The sequence below is a fragment of the Tolypothrix bouteillei VB521301 genome (genome assembly GCF_000760695.4).
Lineage (GTDB): Bacteria > Cyanobacteriota > Cyanobacteriia > Cyanobacteriales > Nostocaceae > Scytonema > Scytonema bouteillei_A.
The window spans coordinates 5,444,453-5,469,027 of record NZ_JHEG04000001.1 but is presented as its reverse complement, the minus strand read 5'-3'; the positions used below and the strand labels follow the sequence as shown (position 1 = coordinate 5,469,027).

Genomic DNA, 24,575 nt, shown 5'->3' with positions numbered 1-24,575 from the left:
GGGGAGAAATATGAAAATCTATAGTTTTATCACTCCTCACTCTGTGATAACTATTTTGTGGAAAGAGTATTAAGATACTCACGTATCTTTGTTTGAGAAAGACTTAAATCAATGAGAAGTAACATATCAAAATACTCCACGTCATTCCGATATTTGGGAATTTTTGATGTTTTTTTCGGTATCTATTTTCATCTCTGCATCATTAGAGGTATATAAATAGTTAGATATATTTGTTTATCTAATACTTAAAAAGCATATTTTGTTACAAGAAGCAAGAACTCTATATGGTTTTTGCATTCTGAATACCAGTGCTGCTCCTCGCAATCTTTGACTTGTTAAGGTAGATTTAATGTTTTTTAAGGTTAAGCCACTTACTTTTATTAGAAGTATTCTACAGCCAGCACACACGACTCGTGTCAGAACCCCCACACTGCTGCAAATTGAAGCAACCGAATGCGGCGCTGCTGCCCTCGGAATTATTCTCGGCTATTACTCGCGCATTGTCCCGTTAGCAGAACTGCGGCGCGAGTGCGGTGTTTCCCGAGATGGGAGCAGCGCTTTTAATATCGTTAAAGCAGCCCGGAACTATGGCTTAAACGCCAAAGGTTTGAAGAGGTTGTTGGAAAACCTCAACACTTTGAGTCCTCCCTACATTGTCTTTTGGAATTTCAACCATTTTTTAGTGGTGGAGGGGTTCGGCAAAAACCGCGTCTACCTCAACGATCCCGCTACAGGACGCCGGACAGTTTCCCTAGAAGAGTTTAATCGTGCTTATACAGGCGTCGTCTTGGTGATGGAACCAGGACCGGAATTTCAAACTAGTGGTCAAAAAAGTAACATTTTTACTGCTTTAGCCTCGCGTTTGCAACACTCACGCAATACCATTTTGTTCTGCTTTTTTGCAGGACTATTACTGACAATTGCTCGGTTAGCAGTGCCCGGTTTTACTCAAATATTTGTTGATGAAATTCTCATTACCGATCGGCAAGAGTGGATACGACCGTTGGTATTAGGAATGGCTATAACTAGTGTACTGCGAGCACTAGTTGCCAGACTGCGGCTTACCTACCTGCGCTTGCTGATGCTGAAGTTGTCAGTTACGATGTCAGGGCAGTTTCTTTGGCATATTCTCCGGTTGCCAATTGGATTTTATGCCCAACGCTTTGCAGGTGAAATCAGCAGTCGGATGTTACTTAACGATAAAGTAGCAGAGATACTCTCAGGTCGCCTTGCAACCACCGTTATCGACACAGTGATGATGGTCTTTTACTTTTTAATTATGGTTCAATACGACCTTGTACTGAGTGCGATCGCTATTAGTTTTGCCGCGCTCAACTTTTTTGCCCTCCAGTTTCTATCGCAGACTCGTGTTGATGCCAATATGAAGCTGGCGATCGAATCTGGTAAGGTCAATGGAGTGGCGATCGCAGGCATTCAAACTATAGAAACAATCAAAGCGAACGGGCTTGAGTCTGATTCATTTGCTAAATTCGCTGGGTATTATGCCAAAGCGCTCAACGCCCAGCAGGAGCTAGCTTTACAAACTCAAATTCTCACAATATTACCCACCCTTTTAACAGCACTCACTACAACTGCTATTTTAATTATCGGCAGTTTTCGGGTAATGAATGGTAGCCTTAGTATTGGGATGCTGGTTGCGTATCAGAGTTTAACAGCCAGTTTCTTAGAACCGATCGGCAGTCTAGTCAATTTCGGTAGTACGCTGCAAGATTTAGAAGCTGACTTCAACCGTTTAGATGACGTATTACAGAATTCTGTGGATGCAGAAGCACAGAGGAGCATGGAGCTTGAGAAAATAGCCAATGCTCCATACCCTATGCCCCATACCCAATTCTCAATTCCCGTCCAACTACAGGGCTACGTTGAGTTACGAAATATCACTTTTGGCTACAGCCGAGTGGAAAATCCCTTAATTGAGAACTTTAACCTGTGTCTCAAGCCGGGACAACGAGTAGCAATAGTAGGAGGGAGTGGTTCTGGTAAGTCTACAATTGCGAAACTAGTTTGCGGTTTATACAAACCTTGGCAAGGGGAAATTTGCTTTGATGGTGTACCCAGAACTCAGATTCCTCGCACTGTTTTGGCAAACTTTTTGGCAATGGTAGAACAGGATATTTTTCTATTTGCTGGGACAGTTCGGGAAAATGTTACTTTATGGGATTCGACAGTACCACAAACCGACTTAGTGCAGGCTTGCTCTGACGCCGACATTCATAATTTGATTGTTTCTATGCCTGGGGGATATGATGCCAAGTTGATTGAAGGGGGAATGAACATGAGTGGCGGACAGCGCCAACGATTAGAAATTGCCCGTGCTTTAGTCAGGAATCCCTCAGTATTAGTTATGGATGAAGCGACTTCTGCGTTGGATGCTCAAACAGAATTGATTATTGATAGGAATTTGCGGCGACGCGGTTGCTCTTGTATTATTATTGCTCACCGACTCAGTACGATTCGCGATTGTGATGAAATTATTGTACTGGAGCAAGGGAAAGTGGTGCAGAGGGGTACGCATGAGGAGTTGTGGCTCTCAGGGGGTAAATATACTACCTTACTCCGCACGGAAAGTTAATAATTTTTTGAGTTCTGAATACGAGTCTGCGCTTAATTGACTAACTCTCTCTTTAAATTGCTAATTGCTAATTGCTAATTGCTAATTGCTAATTGCTAATTGTGTTTTGACTATGAGCCATTAGCCCTCCCTTGTATCTCAGGAGCACAGATGCTATGTGTAAGGCACACGCTCCGCGATGCCTTTGGGCTATGCCCGCCAGGGCTGGCTATACGCCAGTTGCCAGGGTGTGGGAAACCCGCCTACAGCACTGGTCTCACCGCGTGCTTTCTCTGGACTCACCAGTCTTCCATTAGCCATTAGCTATTAGCCATTAGCTATTAGCTATTAGCTATTATTAAGCTATCCCAACAGAGCGTAGCATCTACTATATTTGATGTGTGTAAGCTATGACTGATCCGATTAATCAACAAATCTTACTTAAAAGCCGTCCGGTTGGAGAACCAAAAGAGCGCGATTTTGTCTTTGTTGAAACTCCAATCCCAGAACCAGGGGAAGGCGAAATCCTCAACCGCACGATCTACCTGTCCCTCGACCCCTATATGCGCGGTCGCATGAGCGATCGCGAGTCTTATGCTGCTCCGGTGGAGTTAGGGTCTGTGATGGTAGGTGGTACAGTTAGCCAAGTCATAAAATCTAACCATCCCCAATTCTCAACCGGAGATTTTGTACTCGGTTATGATGGTTGGCAAACTTATGGCATATCAAAAGGCGAAACGTTGCGTAAGCTTGACCCCAAGCAAGCTCCTATCTCCTATGCGTTGGGCGTAACGGGAATGCCCGGTATGACTGCGTATTTTGCTTTGCTTGATATTGGTCAACCTAAGGCAGGCGAAACGGTTGTTGTTTCTGCTGCTTCTGGTGCGGTCGGTTCTGTAGCAGGTCAAATTGCTAAAATCAAAGGCTGTCGGGTGGTGGGAGTTGCAGGGAGCGATAGCAAATGCGATTACGTGGTGAAAGAATTAGGGTTTGATGCTTGTATTAACCGTAAAACTCAAGACCTGAGTTCGGACCTAAAAGCTGCTTGTCCTGACGGAATTGATGTTTACTTTGACAATACGGCAGGTCCAATTTTAGAAGCCGTGTTGCAGCAGATTAATCTTGGGGCAAGAATACCATTGGTTGGTTTAATCTCGCAATATAATGCAGAAAATGCCCCTCCCGGTCCTAATTTAATGCCACTGTTGGTTAAACGCGCTCTCATTCAGGGTTTTCTTGTTGGAGATTACCAGCATCGTCAGGCAGAATTCGTCAAAGATGTTTCTGAGTGGTTGCGAGAAGGTAAACTCAAGTATAAGGAAGATGTTGTAGAGAGATTGGATCGAGCCCCGCATGCCTTTATAGGTTTACTACAAGGGAAAAACTTCGGCAAGCTGATTGTTAAAGTCAGTGACGATCCAACACGATAAGTCTGCTTTACAAACAAGTTGCCCGAAGACAGGCAAGAGACTGACAATTAGAATCAGCAATGATAGATGCGATCGCTTTTAATACCCGTACAATGCTGCAACCTTATAAAAGGTATTATTACTGTGGAACTGAACCGCAAGACTTGAAAAGTAAATTACTCTTCCTTGGTATTGGTCGGGAAGAACCGCAATGAATAGTTCCCTTGTGTTATTTGCAGATCGCTTTATGAGTTCTCAGGCGAAAGAGCGATCGCAAGAGTTTTCTTAAATTGCAGATTCAAGGAATTAGTAAATAAAAATACTTATTTCTCTAAAAGTTATATATGTCTCCTTACCCTTCTTCCACACCAATATAGTTTGCGATCGCATTTCTAAGCTTCACAAACAGAGCAACTTGGAAGAGGCTGCCGTTCAACTTTTAAAACACTTAGGAGAGGTGAAGCTAGTTTCTTTCTCCTGAAAGCGCCATCAATCTTTAAAAAGGCTTGGTGATTTTTGAGTTTATTGATACTCATAAAATTTGAGAATTAAGATGTGGTTATTGGTGATTTGAAGCGCTATCAAGATTTTGAGTTTAGCAACGCAAACTCTTCTCAACTCTAGAGCCGAGCAAGGCAAATTAATGATTTTGAGAGTCAAAACAGTTTACCGTTCTTGCAGAGTCATGGCTGGTCGATAAACATCATGGTAGCCTGGAGGTACAATCTCAATTAGGTCAAGGCAGTGAGTTTTTTATCCGCCTGCCAATGAATGAGTAAATACATGAATGCCTATTTCAATTGTAGCAACTAAAAAATAGGCAAAAGCGATTTACTCATTATAAACTCTCTTTCCATCACCTGGTAGTATCAACAACGACCTAGGATTAATAAGTTCTCCAACAGTCACTTCCACCTCTCCATCCCAAATTTCTACTGAAAGCACTTTGTTATTTGAACCTTGATAGTCAAAATATTGACAACGGGAAGCTACAGGTTTTCTAATTGTACCTTTGCGAGTCATTCTAGCTGTACCGGAGTCAACACATCGAAAAGTTTCGCCCGCAAAGTTTAACTGCTTTGGCGGTTCGTCGCTAATATCTAATTGATTTGTAGGTTCTAACAAGGCAACCTCCACGCGATCGTCTTCCTCCACAGACAACCAATGAATGCGATCGCCATCCTGCAACATATATTCAGACCAAGTAAATTCACCAACAGTGTAAATTAGGTGACCTTCAACAACCCAGTCAATACCCATATGTTGCACGATATCGCCAATTTGTAAATTAAATACCGTGCGGTGTAGCGATGGTAGTTCCTTGCGATTGCTACCAATTAAAATTTTTCCTTGCTGTTGAAGTACGAACAAAACAACAGCAGCAGTTCCAACAACAAAAATTCCCAGCCAAATGAATGTCATAACAAACCTCTTGAAATTGCTAATAGCTAATGGCTAATGGCTAATTGCACTATTAGCCATTAGCCATTAGCTATTAGCCATTATTAATATGAAACCCAGCGAGAATCCAATTGGTAACGAACAATTACGGGATCGGATAAGCGGTTCACCTTAGTATTTCCTAGTAGCACATCTTTAGGTAATTCAAATAAATGATGCAGAATATTTGGAGTCAGAAAGCGTGTTGATACGGGAAGCTCAAGTTTATCTGATTCAATAGCAGCCCGCGAAGCCATTACAAAACCCCACGGACCAAAACTGGGAACATCGACTACGTAAGGATGTACTTTTAGCCCAGTGTGGGCAATAGTTTCAGTAATACAACTCAGCACTTTGGGGGCAAAAAATGGACTGGATGCTTGGGTCACTAACACCCCACTGTCTGCAAGTCGTCCCATCAAACGTCGGTAAAAACCATCTGAGTACAGTTTGGCAAGGATTTCTTGATCTGGATCGGGAAAGTCCGCGATAATAACATCAAAGGTTTCTTTCAGACCTGGGGCTGTGGTAAAAGCATCAGCGTTGATGACTTCAACGCGGGGGTCTGTTAAAGCTTTATTGTTAACTTGCACGAGTTGCGGATGACGAGTAGCTAACTTAACAACTGCTGGGTCGAGTTCAATCAGTACGACTTTCTCAACCTCTCGCCACTTCAACACTTCCCGCACCGCCATACCATCTCCAGCTCCCAACACGAGGACTCGTTTTCTGTTAGGAGTTGCACTCATTGCTGGATGCACGAGTGCTTCGTGATAGCGATATTCATCTATTGTAGAAAATTGTAGATCGCCATTCAGGAACAGCCGCACGTCTTGCCCTTGTCTTGTCAGGACAATACGTTGATAGGGTGTTTGAATACGCTGAATAACAGGTGCTTTATATAAGTTATTCTCTAGATTATTGCTAATAGGTAGAGAAATTGGTGCCAAGGTACAGAGCAGCACGCCTACCATTAACCCTAAATAAGCCCAGCGTCGCAGTTGGGGAAAAGATTTTCCAATCGCGAAGACCATAAAAGCGGGAAATGCACCCAATATGAAAGCTGTGGGAAACATGCCCAACCAGGGTAACAGGAGTACTGGAAACAGGAGTGAACCAATAAGTGCGCCTAGATAGTCCAGTGCTAAAACTCCTGCTAGGGCTTCTCTAACTCCTTCTGATGATTCTACAAGTCGTGTTAAGAGTGGGACTTCTAAACCTGCTAGCAATCCCAGCAAAAGAGTGACGAGAACTAATCCCAACCAAATGGAACCATCAAGCACAAATAGGGCAAATAATCCTAAAGGTAACAGGGCTGTGAGTGGTGCGATCGCCAACTCCACCTGTACAAAAGCAAGTAGTAACTGATTTTGAAGAAAGCGCCCTTTTGTTTTTGCTGCAACAAATCTGCTCAAGTAAGAACCAGCACCCATTGCTGCTAAAAAGCCCCCCACCGCAATACCGTAGGACAGGGCTTGGTTCCCAACTAAGTAACTTGCAAGGGTTCCAAGTAAAAGTTCTACAGCTAATCCGCATGCAGAAGAGATTGCTGCTGCTGCTAGCAAGAGTTTGCGCTGCTTGCTGCTTAAGAAATTGCCATTATGTTCAGTATTTTCCGCATCTAGTGAATCTAGAGATGTTCCTATTTCTTGTTCCATTTATTGTTAACCATTGATTGTTCAGCCTTAAGTGTGGAAATATTTTTACTTTCCACTACCAGGACCTCCACCTTGAAAGTCACTGTAGTAACTTCGGGTTGTAGAGGTATATATCCAAACTCCCCGATTGTCGTAGGAACCCGATAATTGAGTTTCATATCGGGGAGAATAGTTTTCTTGTTTTTCTTCTCTCAGCACAAAAGCTGACTTTTGACTGTAGCTATCAAGTATGGAAATGAGAGCAAGTAAGACTGCTATTCCGGTAAAAATTTTTGCAAACATAAGCCTCTAGGATTTTGGATTTTGAACTTTAGATTTAGAGTGCTCAACTATCCATACCAAGTTCGGATAATCAGCGAATTCTTTACAACAGTCAGTTTTTTAGTACCAGTTCAATCTCATGAAATGGTAATTTTTTTACTTGTCGCTGGTCGCCGTGTTAGCGCTGATGTGTATCACCTCTACTGGTTTTAAGGTACGAGCACCATCTCGAACAATCAGTGATGTCCGATCGACTGGTTCATCGGGAAAAACTTCTACATGAAAACCGTAAGAAGCACGCTCGTTCAGTATAAAAAATTTCTGTAACTTTCCTGTCACCTTTGTAATTTTCCCTTTCTCTTTTGTAAAGGAGAGTTTTACGGGAAAAGAGCCTGCATAAACTTGTTCGCCATAGGCATCATTAATAGACAGGTTGACTTCTAGTTCTGGGGGAGATGTTTCATCAGATTGGATATCTACATTAACGCGCACGAGACGATTAGCTCCACCAACTGTTTCGCGACCATTTGGATCGCTGTCGAGAATTTTTGCGGTAATTGCTTTTTTACCAATGCGGCGTGTGGCAAATAATGCCATGACAGAGAAAAAAGTAGACCAAATTAAACCAGGCCAAAGATGGCGTGTATCAATGACTCCATTTTCGACAGTCATTGTAAAAGGAACAGCTTCAGCTAGTTCTTTTCCACTGGTTTCTCCATAGCCCAACACTGCTAAGGCAAGAGTGACTTCTTCGTTTTTCTTTGCCCGAACATCTAAACCAGCTGTCAAGTCTTCTTCAGACCACGTCCCCGTTTCTCCGTCTTCAGACCAAAAACCTGATTCCTTCCAAGCTTCTTTAATTCCGGACGCCAAAACCTTGCCTTGTTTGTCCAAAAGCTGAATTTCGTAGGTCACCCAACGATTATCGGGTACGATCGCATTGACATCAACGCGCAATGCACCTATTAGCTGAGGTGCCAATTGGAGTGATTTGATTTTGAAAGGCTCCTCTTGTTTAACTTGTACATCTTTACGAACAAGGGTTTGCTTAAAAAATGGAGCGGTTATTAACGATAAAAATACGAGTGCAGAAGCACCAAGAGCAACGTAAGGCCACCAATGGACAAAACGCCCTGTACGTTGAGTATCAACAGTCACTGGCATAAGTGTTTTTGGAGTAACTTTTACAACTGTATGATTGATATATTAACCTCACTCGAATATTTGACAAGGAGAGCTATACTGATTTTCAATAAATTGCAATACATCTACGGCTATAAGATTGAGAATTATTTTAATTCTGCTGTCTACCTTGCCATTAACTTTGCACATAACCTTTCTGTTAAGCGAGTTAATTGAAACGACTTAAGTAAAATCACTATCCTACAAACTGATTCCAGAAAAGGTTTTGTTAAGTATTTGTTAGTCTTTCCCTCTTTAGAACTGAAACAGCAAAACGTTTCTTTAGGAAGAAGTTGTAACAAACAAAGGCTTTTATCGTATATGGATATTTTTACAAAAAAAACATACGGTAAAAATGACTATCAAAGAGTTTTTAAACAAGATTTCTGATACAGTGTGGGAAATACCCGTGTCCTACAAAGAAGGGATGCGGGTTCCTGCTCGAATATATGCAACAGAGAAGTTAATTCGGGAATTAGATGAAGCCGTTTACGACCAGGTCACTAATGTAGCAACACTTCCTGGGGTAAGTAAATATGCTTTATGTATGCCTGACGGACACTTTGGCTATGGTTTTCCCATTGGTGGCGTAGCGGCGATGGATGTAGAGGAAGGGGGTGTGATTTCTCCTGGTGGTATCGGTTTTGATATCAATTGCGGGATGCGCTTGATGGTTACAAACCTGACCTACGATGAAGTAAAATACGATATCAAAAAGCTAGTAGATAAGCTTTATCAAAAAGTTCCTGCAGGAGTGGGAAGTACTGGCTTTGTCAAACTCTCACGCAGTGAATTTCGTGAAGTTGTCGAGCAAGGCGCACGGTGGTGCGTTCGCAATGGTTACGGATGGGAAGAAGACTTGGAACTTATGGAAGAGCAAGGGTGTATGAAAGGCGCTGACTCTTCCAAAATCAGTGACAAAGCAATTGACCGAGGTTTTAATCAAATTGGCACTTTAGGTTCTGGTAACCATTATTTAGAAATTCAAGTGGTTCGACCGGAAAATATTTTCGATAAGGAGCTAGCTGCACGTATGGGAATTACCATTCCCAATCAAGTGGTAGTCATGTTCCATTGTGGCAGTCGCGGATTCGGTCATCAAGTTGCTACTGACTACCTGCAAGTCTTTCTTAAAGTCATGGAGAGCAAGTACGGTATCAAAATTTTAGACAGAGAATTAGCCTGTGCGCCTTTTCATTCTCCTGAAGGTCAGGCTTATTTTTCAGCAATGAAATGCGGTATTAATATGTCTTTTGCCAACCGTCAAGTTATCCTGCACCGCATTCGAGAGGTATTTTCGGAAGTTCTTGGGAACTCGCCAGAAGAAATGGGTATGCACGTGGTTTATGATGTTGCCCACAATACTGCTAAATTAGAAAGCCATATAGTTGATGGAAAAGAGCGATCGCTCCTCGTGCATCGTAAGGGAGCCACTCGTGCTTTTGGTCCGCAGATGCAAGATGTTCCTGAAAAATATAAAGATATCGGTCAGCCAGTGATTATTGGTGGCAGTATGGAAACTGGCTCTTATTTATTAGTAGGAGTACCCACTGGCGACCAAACTTTCTTCAGTACCGCTCATGGCAGCGGACGCACGATGAGTCGGGCAAAAGCCAGAAAAATTTATCGTGGAGAACAACTACAAAAAGATATGCAAAAGCGGGGTATTTATGTGAGAAGTACCTCTTACTCAGGGTTAGCTGAAGAAGCAGGTGCGGCTTATAAAGATATTGATGATGTGATTGAAGCTGCTGAATTAGCTGGGATTAGCAAACGGGTAGTACGTTTAACTCCCATTGGGAATATTAAAGGATAATTGATATGAAAATCCGGCTTCATTCTTAAGATAGACGCATAGCTTTGTTTGCAACTGTTGTATTTAAATCATAAAGTAGCTATTGTCACTCAAAAATTTGAGCGCACAAAATAATATGCAAATCCGCACACCGCTTACGGTTATCACGGGACCTCTTGGAAGTGGCAAAACAACTCTGTTGCGTCATATTCTTGAAACAGTGCCTAAAAAAATTGCGATTCTCATGAATGAGTTTGGAGAAATAGCGATTGATGCCAAAATCATTCAAGGCAAAAATGTTCAAATAGCAGATTTGGGTGGCGGTTGCGTATGTTGTTCCTTGCTTGGTGAGTTTGAAGCAGCCGTTGATGAAATCATCGCTTCTGTTGACCCCGAACATCTTATAGTGGAAACAACAGGAGTTGCAGAACCAGATGCACTGGTTTTTGATATTCAAGAAAGTTTACCAAAAGTGCGATTGGATGGGGTTGTTACTGTTATTGATGCCGATTCATTGGTGAAATATCCTTCTGTTGGTCACACAACCCGAATCCAAATAGAAGCAGCAGATATTATTCTTCTTAACAAGATTGATTTGATTTCAGAAAAAGAGTTAGAGGTTGTAGAGGACAAGTTACACTCCATCAATGAAATTGCCTCGATTTTACGTAGCCATCGGGGAAAGGTAGATTTAGATCTGCTTTTTGGTATCGGTCGAGAGCGCGTACAACCGCCCCCACATCACGTTCATCAACCGGAATTTGAATCGTTTAGTTACAACACTTCTGCTACTATCAATCGTCCGTGTTTTGAGGAATTTGTCAATAGTTTGGAACCAAATGTTTACAGAGCTAAAGGATTTGTCCGGTTTTCAGACGGGATTTATTTATTTAATTTTGTAGCTGGGAGATGGGATTTAGAACGCTTTGAACAAGAAGCAACGGAGTTAGTTTTTATTGGCAAACAGGTAAAAGAACAAAAATTAGAAATTATCGAACTTTTGAAAAAATGCGAGCAGTAAATGTTATGTTTCATTACAATTTAAATAAAACAATAACAACAGAAGAAGAGTACCAGAAAGCCTTGACAACAGTTAAAGGATGATGTCTTGCGAATTAACGGAGACTGAAAATACACTTGAACTGGAGATATATTTATCCTATGCCTTATGAATTTCTTGAGGATATTGCTACGGCTGATATTGCCTTTCGTGCTTGGGGAAAAGATTTACAGGAGGTATTTAAAGCAGCCGGTGATGCAACAATCAATACTATGATTGAAGATTTAGATTCCATAGAACGTAAGGAAACAAGAACCTTTCATTTAGAAGATGACGCATTAGACCTTTTACTATTTAATTTTCTTCAAGAATTTGTTTACTACAAAGATAGCGAGCTACTGCTGTTGCGAGCGCAGCAAATTGACTTTGAAGAGAAAGATGATAAATATCAGTTAACTGCAGTCACTCAAGGAGAAACACTAGATCGCGATCGCCACGAACAGCGAGTGGATGTTAAAGCAGTCACATTACATCGGTTTCAATTGGAAAAAACCAATGATGGCTGGACTGCTATGGTCATTTTGGATATTTAATGAGACGTAAAGAACTGTCTATCTACTCTATGTGAAGTGCATGAGAGCGGCGCGGATTGCGATGAACCACACCGCGAGTGTGGCAAATAGGTAAAGGTAGAACCGAAGAATAATGAGATTGAATGTGCAATGGACAATACTATGCAATACGCGAAACACAACGAAGATCCACGCGGCGTTCACATACACTGTATCCACCTGCTTTGTAACGAAGAGGTATAGGACAAGCGCATAAAAAAGTACCGGAATCTCGAACAGGTTCTTTAAGTTATCCGATGGATTGGATACATTTGGTGGGGAGATTTGCGCCAGTGTGTTAGGTGTAGCAAGCTCCTTCTGACTGAGCTTGTTACTGGTGATAAAATTGATACGACGGATGTACATATACACCCAGACGAAGAGTGTCAGAAACACTGTTGCAAAGAATGGACTGAAAATTGCATCTTGCGTCATTTTTACAAATCAAACTGAATTAGATTTTTGAACTTGTTGTCGAGTCAAGTAGACATCTCCAAAATAGTTATATTCTGTGATATAAGAACATTAGAGAGCTTTTCTGACACAGAAATATGAGCAATATACTGAACCATATTGAAGAGAATCCTAAAGAAACAAAGCGGTTAATTGGTCTAGAGTACGAACAGTTACAACAATTAATTCAAAATGCCGAAAGATTACACCACGAAAAACAAGAGTTATTAGAATCTACAAAAGTGAGAATTATTGCTAGTGGTGGAGGTCGTAAACCCAAACTATCCATGAAAGAAGAAATAATTTTAACCTTGGTCTATCTCAGGCATCTGACAACCTTTCAACTTTTGGGCATCCAGTTTGGAGTGAGTGAGTCTACAGCAAATGATACATTTAATTATTGGTTGCCAATACTTAGGGAATTGTTGCCATCCAGTTTAATTGAACAAGTAAAAAAAAACGAATCTGATTTGATGGTAGTTCAAGAAATTCTCACAGATTACGAATTAATTGTAGACAGCTATGAACAAGTGAGGGAAAGACCTAAAGACAATAAGGAGCAAGAAAAATATTACTCTGGCAAGGCAAGTAAACATACATTTAAAAGTCAGATGATTATTTTGCCAGATGCAAGGGATATCGTTGATGTTGTAGCTGGCGAACCTGGACCGAAAAGTGATATAACTTTGTTTCGAGAAAATCGTGATAACTTTGACCAAAAACAAAAATTTAAGGGAGATTTAGGATATCAAGGAGAAGATTTAATTGACACACCTATTAAAACACCGAGAAATGGAAAGTTAACTATTTCTCAGAAAAAAGAAAACCAGGAGTTTTCCTCCAAAAGAATATTTGTTGAACACAGAATTCGTTCGGTAAAAATATTCCGAGTTGTCCAAGAAAGATTTCGGTTAAATCCTAAAAAGTATGAGCAAGTAATTTTGACAATTTGTGGACTAGTAAGATTCCGAATTGGGGCCCTCGTATTACCAACAGAAATATATGCGATCGCCTGATTTAAAAATGAATGCACCTAACTACGTTTTTTGGTTTGATTATTAACAACAAATATCTCAAAACCTTATTCTATCGTATAAACTAGCTGGCTTGCGAAACTGGAGATCGCACCCTATAAGTTAGTCATAGAGATACTTGGGCAGTTTTTGGAGATGTCTAGTTGTTTGTGAGGTAAAAGATAATGTAAACTAGACATTTCCATGCTTGTAGACCTCGAACGGGTACACTTGGACGGATCAATCTATGAGAAGTTTCTTAAAGCTTCTTTTTAAAGCTATCAACGAAACTCATAGCGAACACGATATGCGATCGCAACAGACCTAAACGAGCAATCCCTCGTTGACTGCCATTGAAAATATAAAAGGAGAATTGGTATTATAGGAACTATAGATGATTTGTAAAAAATTTTCACGACTGTATGGGAAGTAACCCTCGCGAGCAGCTTCCCCTGCAATTGTATGGCGTGGCGTTAAGCATTGCCAGTCAAAAGTCTTATATGGCGGTCAATGCCTACTCTATGTGTATTTCAAAAACCAAATAAGAATCTTATAATAATGTGTGATACCAATTCTATATGAGGTTGCGCTTGAAATTCCCTCACATTGGAAATGTGGGACTATAAAAACGCTGGGCAAGGACTAATTAGATGCATCTTTATACAGAAATGGTATAAGCTTTGAAATTTATTTAGGTTTGATTATCAATGAGTCAATTTATTCAACCAATAAACTTGCAAATATCACCTAGTTCGTTAAATCAAGGCGAACAAGCTATTCGCCAGGAATTAGCTTTACAACTGTACGTACAGAATATCTTTACCTTCAGTCAAGCACGTCAGTTAGCTAACTTGTCTGTATGGGAATTTCAGAAACTTTTGGGCCAAAACAAAATTGAACGTCATTACAATGAAGCAGATTTAGCTCAAGATCTTGAGATAAAAGTAAAACTCGCGTCACGTTCAGTCTAAGCACAGCTTTCTCAAGCCAAAATAGTATAATAAGGGACGGGCAAGATACCCGTCCCACAAAAGAAATTAGTACTTTTCATAAGTGAAAAGTATAAACTTAGCCTATCAATGACTTGACCTTACTGATAATGCCATCGGGGTCAATTCCTTGATGGGGGAACTGTTCCCAAAGACCACCGCAACCCTCATGATGAGTTCCGAGGTGAGCGAACTTGGGTGTAAATCCACGCTCAAGCAACCAAGTTCCAAAGCGGATACCCAACCCGTTGCGACGGCTCATGGATTCTACAACCAGTACAAAAGGTGCTGCACCGATTTTTGCCAGGGTTTCTTCATCTACAACATTGAGTGTGGGTTTGTTGATTAAACCAACATCAATTCCTTGCTGCTTGAGACGTTCCACTGCATCAAGAGAGCGATACAATCCATCGCCATAGCTGACGATATAACCTGCAGTTCCTTCCCGTACAACTTCATCTTTGCCAGGAACAAAGGTGTAACCTTCGCCAAACAACTCTTTGCCATTAGCATCAAGAATGTGGGGAACTTTGGAACGGGTGGAGAAGATAAACCGCAAACCCGGATCGAAAAAGACTGCATTAACACACGCCGTCATTTGAGCAGCATCTGCAGGGAAGTAAAGTCGTGTTTCGTAACCATCATCCAATCCATTATCGGCAAACATATTGTTTAAGCCGAAGTGACAGGTATTATCTGCCATGTCATCGATTCCGGAGTGGGAGAAGTGACACAAAACATTGGAATAGTTCAACCGCGCCATTGTGATTTCGGAAATACACATTTCTAAAAAGGCGCTGAAGGTACCGAAGATACCTTGCTTTCCTTTTGCCATCCCAAATCCGGCGGCGGCGGAGAAGTTTCCTCTTTCCATAATTCCAGAACTGACGAAGATTTCTGGGTATGTATCGTGAATCTTCTTCAAGCCGCAGGAACCTTCAAGGTCGCTATCGATACACAATACCTTTTCCTTACGTTCAGTTTCACTCAAGCGGCTGAGAACGGAAACGACTGCTTCACCAAATACGTTCCGGTTGGAACCCCATTTGTCGCTGACTCCAAGGAATGTGTAGCTTTGCTTGGGCTTGGGTATGCTCTTGAGGTAGTTGACTGCTTCAGTTAATCCACGCTTTTCTAAGTACGCGATCGCTTTATCTACAGGAATCACATCATGACCGTGGGTTGAGCCTTCGATACCTTCAATTCCCACTGCCATCTTCCGCTTGTTGACTAAAGCAACAGGTCCCGACTGTGTTACTGCTGCACAAAGGCGGCGGTACAGATCGTCTAAGTCTTCCCCATCACCCTCATTGACACTCAAGCCGTGACCTTCAAGTGTTTTAGCAACGCTAAAACCAGGTAGATAATCTGAAGGATGTCCGGCAATGGTGACATCATTATCATCAATAATGAGTTTGACGTTCAGATTTTGAGCTACTGCCAAACGTGCTGCTTCTGCATCATTGCCTTCCTGCTGCGAACCATCTGAACCCAAGCAGACGACAACTTTGTTGGGATTAGCTAATGCCACACCATTAATGTAAGGCCAAACGTGTCCCAAACGTCCGGAACTAAATTTAACACCAGGTGTTAAGCCAAGTTCGGGGTGTCCGGGCAATTTTGAATGAGCTTCGCGATAATGAACGAGGCTTTCCGCATCCAACTCGCCGTGCAAAACCGCCATCAGATATTGGGTAGCAACGCGGTGTCCTGCTTCATCAAAGAAGATAGGGACAAATTTATCAGGTGCGCCTCGGAAGAAGGCATCAAGAATGACTACTTCTGGTACTGTATCGTAAGCACCACCTGTGTGTCCGCCTACACCTCTAGCAGCACCTGTAGCAGTGAAGAAAACAATTGCATCGCGACAAAGCTGAATGTTAGCTTTGAGTGTTTCTCGTTGCTCGCCAGTCAGGGTAGGATTGCTTGGGTCTAGTGCTATTTTTTTGTACGCGCTAAGATTAACGGGAAAGCTAGCAGCTACAGCAGTAGTCATGGTTAATATTCCTGAATTTTAGTGACTCACACAAGCAACCGTTATCGATCGCAGTTCGCCGCGAAAGAGAACAGTACGTTTATGATGGATTTTGGTAAAATTTTATTCGCGATTGCTCTCAAAGAAACCTATTTGAGTGTACCGCGAATACACTCTCGGAATTCGCTCCTCACATTGATATTTTGCAACAGAACTTCAGCCATTGTTAGCAATCTTAAGACTGCTTTAAATAGCATTAAGCACTGCAAAGCTTTTTCTATGGAATGGCAACGATTTATAAATAAGTATAAATGCTTATTTGTATTATAGGCAAGAGCTATGGCAAAAAAAATTTAAATTTGTGTTCTTCAACACAGCAATTGCCTGTAACTTGTGTAGAGCGAATGCTATTGTACCTCAATCTTGTGCTCTAGGGAATAGCTGTGACAAAAAAGATAGAAGCATCACACCAAGTACCTTGTTCTGTCGTCGGTAATGCCTGAACTTCCGCAATATATTCCGCCTTGCACCGATTTAACTCATCTGCTGAAAGTTCAAAAACTTGATAGCCAAAAACATTCTTGGAATTAATTTGCCATAATTCTTCAGCCGCGTTAGAGTCAGGGGTGAAGTACCAACCAAACTGCTCTTGTATCACTTCAATATTTTGAAATCCCGCTTTATGTAGGAAATAATAGCACTTTTTTAGCGTTCCAAGAGGTTCGTTAGGGTTGGCAATTTTTATACCATATCTTTTGGCGACTTCTCTAAACAAAACTGATGGGGGAAAAGCTTTTTCAGCCCAAACATTCAATGCTAAAGTTCCATTGAGTTTAAGCCAACTGTGCCATTTTTCTAAAGCAGCAGAAATGTCAGTTAAATAACAAATTGCTAAAGAACAAAATATAACATCAAAACAGCGATCGCTAAATTCTACAATTTCTACATCTGCTTCCAGAAATTCTACATTTTGTAAACCCAAATTAATTTGCTTTTGTCTTGCTTGCTCTAGCATTCCAGTGGAAATATCCACACCAATGACTTTCCCTTCAATACCTACTTTTTTAGCAGCAGCCAGTGCAACTAAACCAGTTCCCGTGGCTACATCCAAGACAGTTTGTCCCGATTGAACTCGGGCAAATTCAATCAAGCGATCGGCAACAGGAGCATAGAACCTACCTCGGTCATAATCAGTTCGAGAATTGAAGTCAGCAACCAATTGCTGCTTGTATTTATTTAACTGTGTATTATCAAGCATTGGCAAAATTCTCCAAATTGCCTGTAAATTTTCAGCTAAATTTTAAATTTACCCTACCTCATCTGGGTCAATACCCATTGCTCGTAACCGTTCTGCAAGTTGTGCTGCTCTTCGCTCTGCAGCAAGAGATCTTTGTCTTTCTTGCTCAGCCCTCTGTCTTTCTTGCTCAGCCCTCTGTCTTTCTTGCTCAGTCCTCTGCCTTTCTTGCTCAGCAGCTTCATTACCAATTAGCAACAGGTTACCATTTGTCTCCCACCAGCGCAACCAGAATTGCTCTGGATTATTCAGGTAAACTCCCCGCCATAACCCCAGTTCCACCCCCAAAGGTTGAATTAAGTATCTTCCTTGCTCGTTAGGTTGCAGCTTTTGGTATGAAAAATCTACCAAGTGATAAACCTCCAGCTTGGCATTATTGATTTCATAAATAGCGTAGTAAGGAATTCTGATAATTTGTTGATATACCCAGAATTTACCCGGCTTTGTACCTTCTTGACGAGCGAGGAGTAGAGGAGTTGTATCTCGTTCCTCATCGCCATTGCCACTCGCTAGTTCTATCGCAATAAGTGGGGGGATGTATTCTCTCCATAAAACGTAGGAACGACGAATTATGCCATCAAGCATTGGCGGTACACCGGGTACGTAAAACCAATCTGGTGCTTCTGCTCCTTTTTCGGGTGGTTCAGTCTCTCGCCAATATATACCACAGTCTTGACCAATGCAGTACTGTCCATCTGGGTGCAGTTGTTGCAGAACAGGAGCTATGGAGTCAGTCAAAATCAGACATTGAGGATGTTCTTGGAAATTTTTCACAAACGTACCATCCGACTCCGGTAATTGAGTATGATCGGGAAACTGAGGTGGTATATCAATTTCAGTAAATATTTCACTCATATTCTTAATGTATATCCTGCATTATATTTTAAGGATTCAACCATCGAACTTAGAAGGTACTTCCTCCAAGATAAAGCGGAAACTGTAAAACAGTTGCAAGCTACTATGCAATAGCTTTGTCTAATTTCAACCATCCGAACAGATTTCCCACTGTTAAGTGGACATCTTTCATTAAATCTGGAACAGGTAAAACATCCTCTGGTTGCTCTAAGAGTTCCGGTTGCTGTCCTGGGGGATAAACTAGCACTGACTTTTCAACAGGATCGACCAGCCAACCTAATTTGCTGCCATATTTTAAGCAGTGTAATATCTTTCCAGTCACTTTAGTTTGGCTTTGCTCTGGTGAGAGAATCTCAATCACCCAGTCTGGTGCAGCTGCGAATACATTAGCAATATCCCCATTTTCATCAAGGGGAATTCTTTCCCAAGCAAATACCACTACATCTGGAACGATCGCTCGCCCACCAAAGGTACATCTTAATTCTGGTAAGGCAAGCGCAATTTTCTGCTCCTCTACTATGTTATTAATGGTAGTGACTAGTTTACTTTGTAACTTGCTGTGCTTGCCTTGGGGCATAGGTTTTTGAAGAATTTCACCATCAATGTACTCACTTGCAGGTTTTGTTTCTGGCAGTTTCAAAAACTCTTCCAAGGTTAGTTTTTGCGTTGGTACTTGTACCATATGGGCTACCTGTGAATCAAGCGATCGTATTTACAAATCATAGCTTCTCCTGAGAATCTATGTTTTTTAACTTGTTCCACAACTCAAGTGCAGGAATGTGACAGGTTCCTGAAAATTGAGCATCGCCTACCTCTACGACTACCCACTCTTTATTTTCTAATTGTCCGATATCAATTGCGATATAAGGAACATTAAGGCGCTGAGATGCTAAAGTTGCTAAACTTAAGACTTCTTTTTCTTCTTGTTGTGAGAGTCGGCTTAAATCATCCTTGCCATCCCAATAGTACCCGTATTCTAAAACTTGCCCGTTATACATAAAAACTCTATACTCTCTTCCCATGGGAAAGCCATTTGGAGCTAGGCGATGATAGCGTAAATTAATAAATTTTCTGACAATAACTTTACCACGCGATCCATATTTAAGTTTCAACAACCATTCTGTAAGCGTTATTAATTCTTCTAAATTATTCGCTACACAGGACTTCCATCCCTGTTTTTTTCTGGATTGAACTGCACCTTTAACAAAAACAGGAAATCCTAATAATTCACCAGTACCAGCGCATTCCTCAACGGATCTAATGACAAGACTTTCAGGAGTTAAACCTTTTAAATACGGGTAAAATAAATCAAATTCTGTTACTGTCTGATGTTGTAATGTTGAATTCACCAGTTTTATCCCTTTATATAAAGCTGCATTGTAAATAGCTTGATAGCGTTCAAGTTCTGGGATGTATCCTACCCAAATACCAGTCATTTCTTGAGTGTATTGAGGAATATGCCATAAAGCATTTTCCGCCGTGCTACAACGCTCAAAGTCTGGTGGTATACTATAGACCGTACATCCCACTATTTGAGCAGCCTCAGTCAATACTTTAATATTGCTGACACTTGCAGATGGTTCTAATTGTTCTGGTGATTCACTTAAAACAATCATTTCTATAATTTTTAACTCTGGATAATAAGTATTGAAAACTATTCCGTATTTATTCTAATCACAATTCAATTGTTATCTGGTTACAATGTATCCAATATGATTTGATTGTGATAAAACTAAAATGTTGAATTTTCCCTTGGTTCTAATAGTGTTACCCATCTATGCTAGTTTGTCCTACTTGCAAGAGCCAACAATAAATTTATCTTATAATGATAACGATCGAACAAGTATAGTTCAAGCATCTAAACAAGATAAAACTAATGAGATACATTTAGTCCAAGTACCTTCTACTACAGAAACTCAAATCCCAACTTCTATTTTCAATTGGCATATCAATCTTGCTTCACGAGAACTCAAATCACTTAAATTTTTTGGCAAAGACTGGAAAGCTGATTATAATGCAGCAATGGATTCATGGACTTTAACTCAAATAAATTTACCCGATAGCGTTTCTTACAATGATACTTTTGCTGAGCTTTTCGTCTCAACATTCCCTGATGATGCGCCCACTAATGTTAATGCATTTGCTGAAAAACTAAAATCTTCTAAATTTTTAGATTGGGGCTTTGTTTGGACAGAAGTTAGAATTATTGAATCAGATAGTAACGGCTTTTTAATTCGTGGTATTCAAATGGATACACAAGATAAAGCAAAAAAACCTGTTTTTGTAATGCTCAGAACCATTGCAGGTAAAAAAATTCTTTTTCAATCATCTTTTTCTCCTGCTCCTGATGACCTAAAAATTCTTGATAAAATGATTGAATTAGCTAAAACTGCTAAATTTTAAATTCACTATATCTCATCAGGATCGATGCCCATTGCCCGATTGAACTTCCACCAAAGGTACACCTCAACTCAGGTAACGCGATCGCAATTTTTTGCTGCCGTAAATCCGACAGCAATTACTTCACAGTCTTCGTAAAAAGATGCTCTAAACGAGGCAGAGCCTCTAGGAATGCATTCCCAGGCGCAGCCTGGGAACGAGAGAGAACGAGAGAGAATCAAGAGAATCTTGGATAAGAGGCAATACCTCCCATTGACTATCTATATTCCTAAAGATGCTAGCTAGAGATTTATCAAGCTAACCTTTTACACAAACAACTTGTTTGAGAGTTGCCACAACTTCCACCAAATCGTCTTGATTCTTCATCACCTCATCTATAGGCTTGTAAGCACCTGGAATTTCATCCAAAACACCTTCATCTTTACGACACTCTACACCTTTGGTTTGCTCAATGAGATCGTCAAGAGTGTAGACATTCTTGGCCTTATTTCGAGATAGCAAACGCCCTGCACCATGAGAGCAAGAACAAAAACTATTGGCACAACCTTTGCCTTTAACAATGTAGGATTTTGCTCCCATTGAACCGGGTATAATGCCATAGTCGTCTTTCTCTGCACGCACTGCACCTTTACGAGTGACGTATACATCCTCGCCAAAATGCACTTCTTTTTCAGCATAATTGTGATGGCAATTGACTTCTAATAAAGGTTTAATGGATTTACCACCTGCTAAATGTTTTTCAATAATGTGCTTGAAACGTGCCATCATTACCTCACGATTGACACGTGCATAGTCCTGCGCCCATTGCAAATCGTGCCAGTATGCTTGGAATTCTGGTGTATTAGCTACAAAATAGGCTAAATCTGGATCTGGCAATGTATTGTTTGCCATTTTTGCTAGGTTTTTGGCAGTGTTAATGTGGCACTGAGCCAGATTATTGCCAATGTGGCGCGAACCAGAATGTAACATCAACCAAACTTGGTTCTCTGTATCGAGGCAAACTTCTATAAAATGATTTCCACCCCCAAGAGAACCCATTTGTTTCATCGCTTTACTTTGTAAATCTTGCACTCCTGGATGCAAGTCTTTAAAGTCGCGCCAGCTTTGCCAGTTGGTAACAGTTTTTTCAACCTCTTTATTTTCGTTAAAACCAGTTGGAATAGCTGCTTCAAGATCCAAGCGAATTTTTTTTAGTTTTCCTTCTAGTTTGTCACCATTGAATGGTGTTTTTATCGCCATCATACCACAATTGTGAACAAAGACACCTGCTTTTAAAGCAAAATTATGATATTCAGGTACTGTAAGGCAATAAACATTTTGTGTGTAGTCTAAAGATAGAACTGCTAAAACTTTGCGATCGCATTGATGTTCTTTTTTTCTATGATTGTGTAAACCAATTGGAGTCTTGATTTGTGCATTACAAATGTCGCAGGTATAGTATCGATTGGCGATTTCCTGAGATTTCTTTCTTCCCTTGTCACTTTGGTTGTATTGCACTAAATAATGCTGACCGCGCTTGCCATTACCAGCAACTGCTTGCTGAAAGTGTTCTGACTTTTGCTGCATATAATTCAGGATATTTCGAGTTCCTCTAGCAGCGTAATACTCGTATCCTGCTTGTGTTGCTGCTTTTCCGGCAAGTGCTGCCAATCGTTTTTGTTCAAACTCTGGAGATTGCCAGTGCTGGTTACGTTCAACTAAGCTACGATGATAGGCGCAATGGTCGCGATCGCCCATAAACTTCAAATTCTCAGGTCGGTTATCTGATTCATTAAAATTTTGATGATGAATAACTGTTCTTTGTTCTTCAAATCTAGGGACTTTTCCTAGCAAACCCGATCTAGCAATAATCCAATGTGCTTTTTGCCATCTACCGGAGTACGGTTGAGAGACTAAGGTATAACCATCTTTGTCAGTTTTTGAGTAGAACGGCATCAAGGATGTTCCAGATTGAAGATGCTGTGCTTCCTCATAGTTTCCATCTCTAAGCATAAATTGGTGATCTGGGGTGCAGATAATTTCTTCACCATTGTCCAAAATCACTTTTACAAGAGGAGCATTACGTCTTGTTAACCTTGCTTTTGCCTTAGCTGCTACGACTTTTCCAGTAGAGGTACATGAGTAAACTATAAACTCTTCATTACGTTCAGCTAAATCTTTTATAGAATACAATTTACCATCGACCAGAGGAATAAGAGTCTCACCTACAAAGCAGCCAATATCCACCCCGACAGCAGCTGGGATAATTGCTTCTTTTGTGGCAAGGACTGAACCCACTAAGGCTCCTTTACCTAAATGAACGTCTGGCATCAATGCTACGTGTTTAAATACAAATGGCAGTGATGCTACATTTTTTGCCATCTTGGTTTCTTCTGTCCCTAATGGGTGGTTTGCCCAAGACAGGACAGGTGATGGCGTGGAAAGTTCTAGTTCTTCGTAGGGCATAAAATTTTGGATGCGTAGATTTTGGATTTTGGATTAATTGGATTGGACTTTTTTACACGAGACGATCGCACAAATTTCCCCTTGGCATAATGTGTCAGAAGAAGGCGAAGCCAAAAGACTTCTAACCTTAACTATTTATACTTGTATTACAATTGTAGTATTCTAAAATGAGTGATGCAAGCTCCGAATGCCTGGTTGCGATCGAGCGCTAAGAACTCCTAATTGCCTGAGCTATAACCCCTATCCTCAAGATAGAGGTAAATAATGTAACATTAGTTAAGATAGTTAAATAAAACTCAACAAACTTCTATGGCAGTTCGTCAAGACACTATTTGGGAACGCTTTTTATCCCCTGTGGTACGTCTCCTAATTGATGAACAGGGGTTGCAGCGATATGCGGAAAGTGTTGATTGGGAAAAAGAAAGCGATCGCTACCGACGTGCTGATGTGGCAATTCCCCCATACTACAGCAGTCAAAACTTTCACGGAGTTAAGCGCGGATATCTGAACCCAAGCGCTGCTGTTTCTTACGACCCCATCACCCAATACGTTTTAGTACCCGGTGAAACCGTTGTCCGTCAGGCATTAATTGATGCAATTCAGGTACAACCGCGAAGAATTTTAGATTTGGGTTGCGGGACGGGTTCTACAACATTAATGTTAAAGCAGGCATTCCCTCAAGCAGAAGTTTTAGGTTTGGATTTATCACCTTATATGCTTGTGAGGGCTTCACACAAAGCCCAAAACGCTGGTTTGGAAATTACCTGGCGACATGGCAATGCTGAGAAAACTAGTTTTCCAGATGCTTCCTTTGACTTGGTAACAGCTTCTTTGTTATTCCACGAAACACCAACAGCAGTCTCTCAGACAATTTTACAGGAAGCTTTCCGGTTACTAGTCTCTGGGGGACAAGTACTGATTTTGGATGGTAATCAAAAAACTATCCGCCAGTTGGACTGGCTGAACAATGTTTTTGAGGAACCGTACATTCAGGAATATGCAGCCGCAAGCATTGATGCTTGGATGGGTGCTGCTGGATTTGGCTCTGTACAAACTCAGGATGTCTGGTGGATCAATCAAGTGACAAGCGGAGTCAAGCCGATTCTGTCTGGCGATCGCACTGTCCAAAGAAATGCCACGCGTTACACTCCTACACAAGGGGACACCACAGTAGATAATGGAGAGTTGCAAGGATTTCCATCACCAGCTTTTTAAACACTTCC

Annotated in this window: 21 protein-coding genes; 10 read left to right on the top strand and 11 right to left on the bottom strand. The window is 41.1% G+C overall.

Features of this window, described 5'->3' with window-relative positions:
- Positions 1-349 precede the first annotated feature (349 nt).
- The 3 genes from HC643_RS22025 to HC643_RS42165 all read left to right on the top strand — a co-directional run bounded on the left by HC643_RS22025 (position 350) and on the right by HC643_RS42165 (position 4,196).
- Positions 350-2,593, top strand: coding sequence for an NHLP family bacteriocin export ABC transporter peptidase/permease/ATPase subunit (locus tag HC643_RS22025; protein ID WP_082051609.1), 2,244 nt, complete (start codon positions 350-352; stop codon positions 2,591-2,593).
- Positions 2,594-2,982: 389 nt separating this feature from the next.
- Entirely contained in the window at positions 2,983-4,002 is a 1,020-nt protein-coding gene (locus tag HC643_RS22020) for an NADP-dependent oxidoreductase (RefSeq protein WP_038093120.1), read from the top strand.
- 59 nt (positions 4,003-4,061) lie between these two features.
- Positions 4,062-4,196: a hypothetical protein gene (locus tag HC643_RS42165; protein WP_272899754.1), complete on the top strand. Its 135-nt coding sequence runs from the start codon at positions 4,062-4,064 to the stop codon at positions 4,194-4,196.
- 616 nt (positions 4,197-4,812) lie between these two features.
- Here HC643_RS42165 and HC643_RS22015 read toward each other — a convergent pair.
- The 4 genes from HC643_RS22015 to HC643_RS22000 all read right to left on the bottom strand — a co-directional run bounded on the left by HC643_RS22015 (position 4,813) and on the right by HC643_RS22000 (position 8,504).
- Positions 4,813-5,403 (bottom strand): DUF4178 domain-containing protein, encoded by a 591-nt coding sequence (locus HC643_RS22015; RefSeq protein ID WP_050045296.1) that lies wholly within the window; start codon positions 5,401-5,403, stop codon positions 4,813-4,815.
- Positions 5,404-5,486: 83 nt separating this feature from the next.
- Complete coding sequence (locus HC643_RS22010; RefSeq protein WP_038081753.1) at positions 5,487-7,079, bottom strand: polyamine aminopropyltransferase; 1,593 nt, start codon at positions 7,077-7,079, stop codon at positions 5,487-5,489.
- 45 nt (positions 7,080-7,124) lie between these two features.
- Entirely contained in the window at positions 7,125-7,361 is a 237-nt protein-coding gene (locus tag HC643_RS22005; protein WP_038081752.1) for a hypothetical protein, read from the bottom strand.
- A gap of 135 nt (positions 7,362-7,496) precedes the next feature.
- On the bottom strand, positions 7,497-8,504 hold the full coding sequence (locus HC643_RS22000; RefSeq protein ID WP_038081751.1) for a hypothetical protein: 1,008 nt from the start codon (positions 8,502-8,504) through the stop codon (positions 7,497-7,499).
- A gap of 373 nt (positions 8,505-8,877) precedes the next feature.
- Between HC643_RS22000 and HC643_RS21995 the strand changes: the two genes are divergently transcribed.
- From HC643_RS21995 to HC643_RS21985, 3 genes are all read left to right on the top strand, one after another.
- A complete protein-coding gene (locus HC643_RS21995; RefSeq protein WP_038081749.1) occupies positions 8,878-10,338 on the top strand; it encodes an RtcB family protein in 1,461 nt (486 codons plus the stop codon).
- Between the two features lie 115 nt (positions 10,339-10,453).
- Positions 10,454-11,338 carry a CobW family GTP-binding protein gene (locus HC643_RS21990; protein WP_038081748.1) on the top strand — a complete coding sequence of 295 codons (885 nt, stop codon included), beginning with the start codon at positions 10,454-10,456 and terminating at the stop codon, positions 11,336-11,338.
- A gap of 140 nt (positions 11,339-11,478) precedes the next feature.
- Positions 11,479-11,910 (top strand): archease, encoded by a 432-nt coding sequence (locus tag HC643_RS21985; protein ID WP_038081746.1) that lies wholly within the window; start codon positions 11,479-11,481, stop codon positions 11,908-11,910.
- Positions 11,911-11,937: 27 nt separating this feature from the next.
- Here HC643_RS21985 and HC643_RS21980 read toward each other — a convergent pair whose 3' ends face one another.
- The gene (locus HC643_RS21980; RefSeq protein ID WP_038081744.1) at positions 11,938-12,363 is read right to left on the bottom strand and encodes an MAPEG family protein; all 426 of its coding nucleotides are present in this window, start codon (positions 12,361-12,363) and stop codon (positions 11,938-11,940) included.
- 116 nt (positions 12,364-12,479) lie between these two features.
- On the opposite strand from HC643_RS21980, the gene HC643_RS21975 reads away from it, so the two are divergent.
- Positions 12,480-13,397 carry a transposase family protein gene (locus HC643_RS21975; protein WP_038093450.1) on the top strand — a complete coding sequence of 306 codons (918 nt, stop codon included), beginning with the start codon at positions 12,480-12,482 and terminating at the stop codon, positions 13,395-13,397.
- Positions 13,398-14,101: 704 nt separating this feature from the next.
- Positions 14,102-14,365, top strand: coding sequence for a UPF0175 family protein (locus HC643_RS21970; RefSeq protein WP_038088790.1), 264 nt, complete (start codon positions 14,102-14,104; stop codon positions 14,363-14,365).
- Between the two features lie 97 nt (positions 14,366-14,462).
- Here HC643_RS21970 and HC643_RS21965 read toward each other — a convergent pair whose 3' ends face one another.
- The 5 genes from HC643_RS21965 to HC643_RS21945 all read right to left on the bottom strand — a co-directional run bounded on the left by HC643_RS21965 (position 14,463) and on the right by HC643_RS21945 (position 20,123).
- Entirely contained in the window at positions 14,463-16,379 is a 1,917-nt protein-coding gene (locus tag HC643_RS21965) for a transketolase C-terminal domain-containing protein (RefSeq protein WP_038088787.1), read from the bottom strand.
- 409 nt (positions 16,380-16,788) lie between these two features.
- On the bottom strand, positions 16,789-17,616 hold the full coding sequence (locus HC643_RS21960; protein WP_038088784.1) for a class I SAM-dependent methyltransferase: 828 nt from the start codon (positions 17,614-17,616) through the stop codon (positions 16,789-16,791).
- A gap of 48 nt (positions 17,617-17,664) precedes the next feature.
- Positions 17,665-18,507, bottom strand: coding sequence for a Uma2 family endonuclease (locus HC643_RS21955; RefSeq protein WP_038088782.1), 843 nt, complete (start codon positions 18,505-18,507; stop codon positions 17,665-17,667).
- A gap of 103 nt (positions 18,508-18,610) precedes the next feature.
- Positions 18,611-19,189, bottom strand: coding sequence for a Uma2 family endonuclease (locus HC643_RS21950; protein WP_038088780.1), 579 nt, complete (start codon positions 19,187-19,189; stop codon positions 18,611-18,613).
- Positions 19,190-19,226: 37 nt separating this feature from the next.
- A complete protein-coding gene (locus HC643_RS21945; RefSeq protein ID WP_038088778.1) occupies positions 19,227-20,123 on the bottom strand; it encodes an ATP-grasp domain-containing protein in 897 nt (298 codons plus the stop codon).
- Positions 20,124-20,244: 121 nt separating this feature from the next.
- Here HC643_RS21945 and HC643_RS21940 point away from each other — a divergent pair, with 121 nt between their 5' ends.
- Complete coding sequence (locus HC643_RS21940; protein ID WP_038088776.1) at positions 20,245-20,910, top strand: hypothetical protein; 666 nt, start codon at positions 20,245-20,247, stop codon at positions 20,908-20,910.
- 294 nt (positions 20,911-21,204) lie between these two features.
- On the opposite strand, the gene HC643_RS21935 is transcribed toward HC643_RS21940, so the two are convergent.
- On the bottom strand, positions 21,205-23,352 hold the full coding sequence (locus tag HC643_RS21935) for an intein-containing RctB family protein (protein ID WP_050045297.1): 2,148 nt from the start codon (positions 23,350-23,352) through the stop codon (positions 21,205-21,207).
- A gap of 309 nt (positions 23,353-23,661) precedes the next feature.
- Between HC643_RS21935 and HC643_RS21930 the strand changes: the two genes are divergently transcribed.
- Positions 23,662-24,567 carry a class I SAM-dependent methyltransferase gene (locus HC643_RS21930; RefSeq protein ID WP_038088770.1) on the top strand — a complete coding sequence of 302 codons (906 nt, stop codon included), beginning with the start codon at positions 23,662-23,664 and terminating at the stop codon, positions 24,565-24,567.
- The last annotated feature ends 8 nt before the right edge of the window (positions 24,568-24,575 follow it).

Bases quoted from the DNA above. Each gene is read 5' to 3' on its own strand.
- HC643_RS22025 (WP_082051609.1), top strand. From the start codon at position 350: ATGTTTTTTAAGGTTAAGCCACTTACTTTTATTAGAAGTATTCTACAG.
- HC643_RS22020 (WP_038093120.1), top strand. From the start codon at position 2,983: ATGACTGATCCGATTAATCAACAAATCTTACTTAAAAGCCGTCCGGTT.
- HC643_RS42165 (WP_272899754.1), top strand. From the start codon at position 4,062: ATGATAGATGCGATCGCTTTTAATACCCGTACAATGCTGCAACCTTAT.
- HC643_RS22015 (WP_050045296.1), bottom strand. From the start codon at position 5,403: ATGACATTCATTTGGCTGGGAATTTTTGTTGTTGGAACTGCTGCTGTT.
- HC643_RS22010 (WP_038081753.1), bottom strand. From the start codon at position 7,079: ATGGAACAAGAAATAGGAACATCTCTAGATTCACTAGATGCGGAAAAT.
- HC643_RS22005 (WP_038081752.1), bottom strand. From the start codon at position 7,361: ATGTTTGCAAAAATTTTTACCGGAATAGCAGTCTTACTTGCTCTCATT.
- HC643_RS22000 (WP_038081751.1), bottom strand. From the start codon at position 8,504: ATGCCAGTGACTGTTGATACTCAACGTACAGGGCGTTTTGTCCATTGG.
- HC643_RS21995 (WP_038081749.1), top strand. From the start codon at position 8,878: ATGACTATCAAAGAGTTTTTAAACAAGATTTCTGATACAGTGTGGGAA.
- HC643_RS21990 (WP_038081748.1), top strand. From the start codon at position 10,454: ATGCAAATCCGCACACCGCTTACGGTTATCACGGGACCTCTTGGAAGT.
- HC643_RS21985 (WP_038081746.1), top strand. From the start codon at position 11,479: ATGCCTTATGAATTTCTTGAGGATATTGCTACGGCTGATATTGCCTTT.
- HC643_RS21980 (WP_038081744.1), bottom strand. From the start codon at position 12,363: ATGACGCAAGATGCAATTTTCAGTCCATTCTTTGCAACAGTGTTTCTG.
- HC643_RS21975 (WP_038093450.1), top strand. From the start codon at position 12,480: ATGAGCAATATACTGAACCATATTGAAGAGAATCCTAAAGAAACAAAG.
- HC643_RS21970 (WP_038088790.1), top strand. From the start codon at position 14,102: ATGAGTCAATTTATTCAACCAATAAACTTGCAAATATCACCTAGTTCG.
- HC643_RS21965 (WP_038088787.1), bottom strand. From the start codon at position 16,379: ATGACTACTGCTGTAGCTGCTAGCTTTCCCGTTAATCTTAGCGCGTAC.
- HC643_RS21960 (WP_038088784.1), bottom strand. From the start codon at position 17,616: ATGCTTGATAATACACAGTTAAATAAATACAAGCAGCAATTGGTTGCT.
- HC643_RS21955 (WP_038088782.1), bottom strand. From the start codon at position 18,507: ATGAGTGAAATATTTACTGAAATTGATATACCACCTCAGTTTCCCGAT.
- HC643_RS21950 (WP_038088780.1), bottom strand. From the start codon at position 19,189: ATGGTACAAGTACCAACGCAAAAACTAACCTTGGAAGAGTTTTTGAAA.
- HC643_RS21945 (WP_038088778.1), bottom strand. From the start codon at position 20,123: ATGATTGTTTTAAGTGAATCACCAGAACAATTAGAACCATCTGCAAGT.
- HC643_RS21940 (WP_038088776.1), top strand. From the start codon at position 20,245: ATGTTGAATTTTCCCTTGGTTCTAATAGTGTTACCCATCTATGCTAGT.
- HC643_RS21935 (WP_050045297.1), bottom strand. From the start codon at position 23,352: ATGCCCTACGAAGAACTAGAACTTTCCACGCCATCACCTGTCCTGTCT.
- HC643_RS21930 (WP_038088770.1), top strand. From the start codon at position 23,662: ATGGCAGTTCGTCAAGACACTATTTGGGAACGCTTTTTATCCCCTGTG.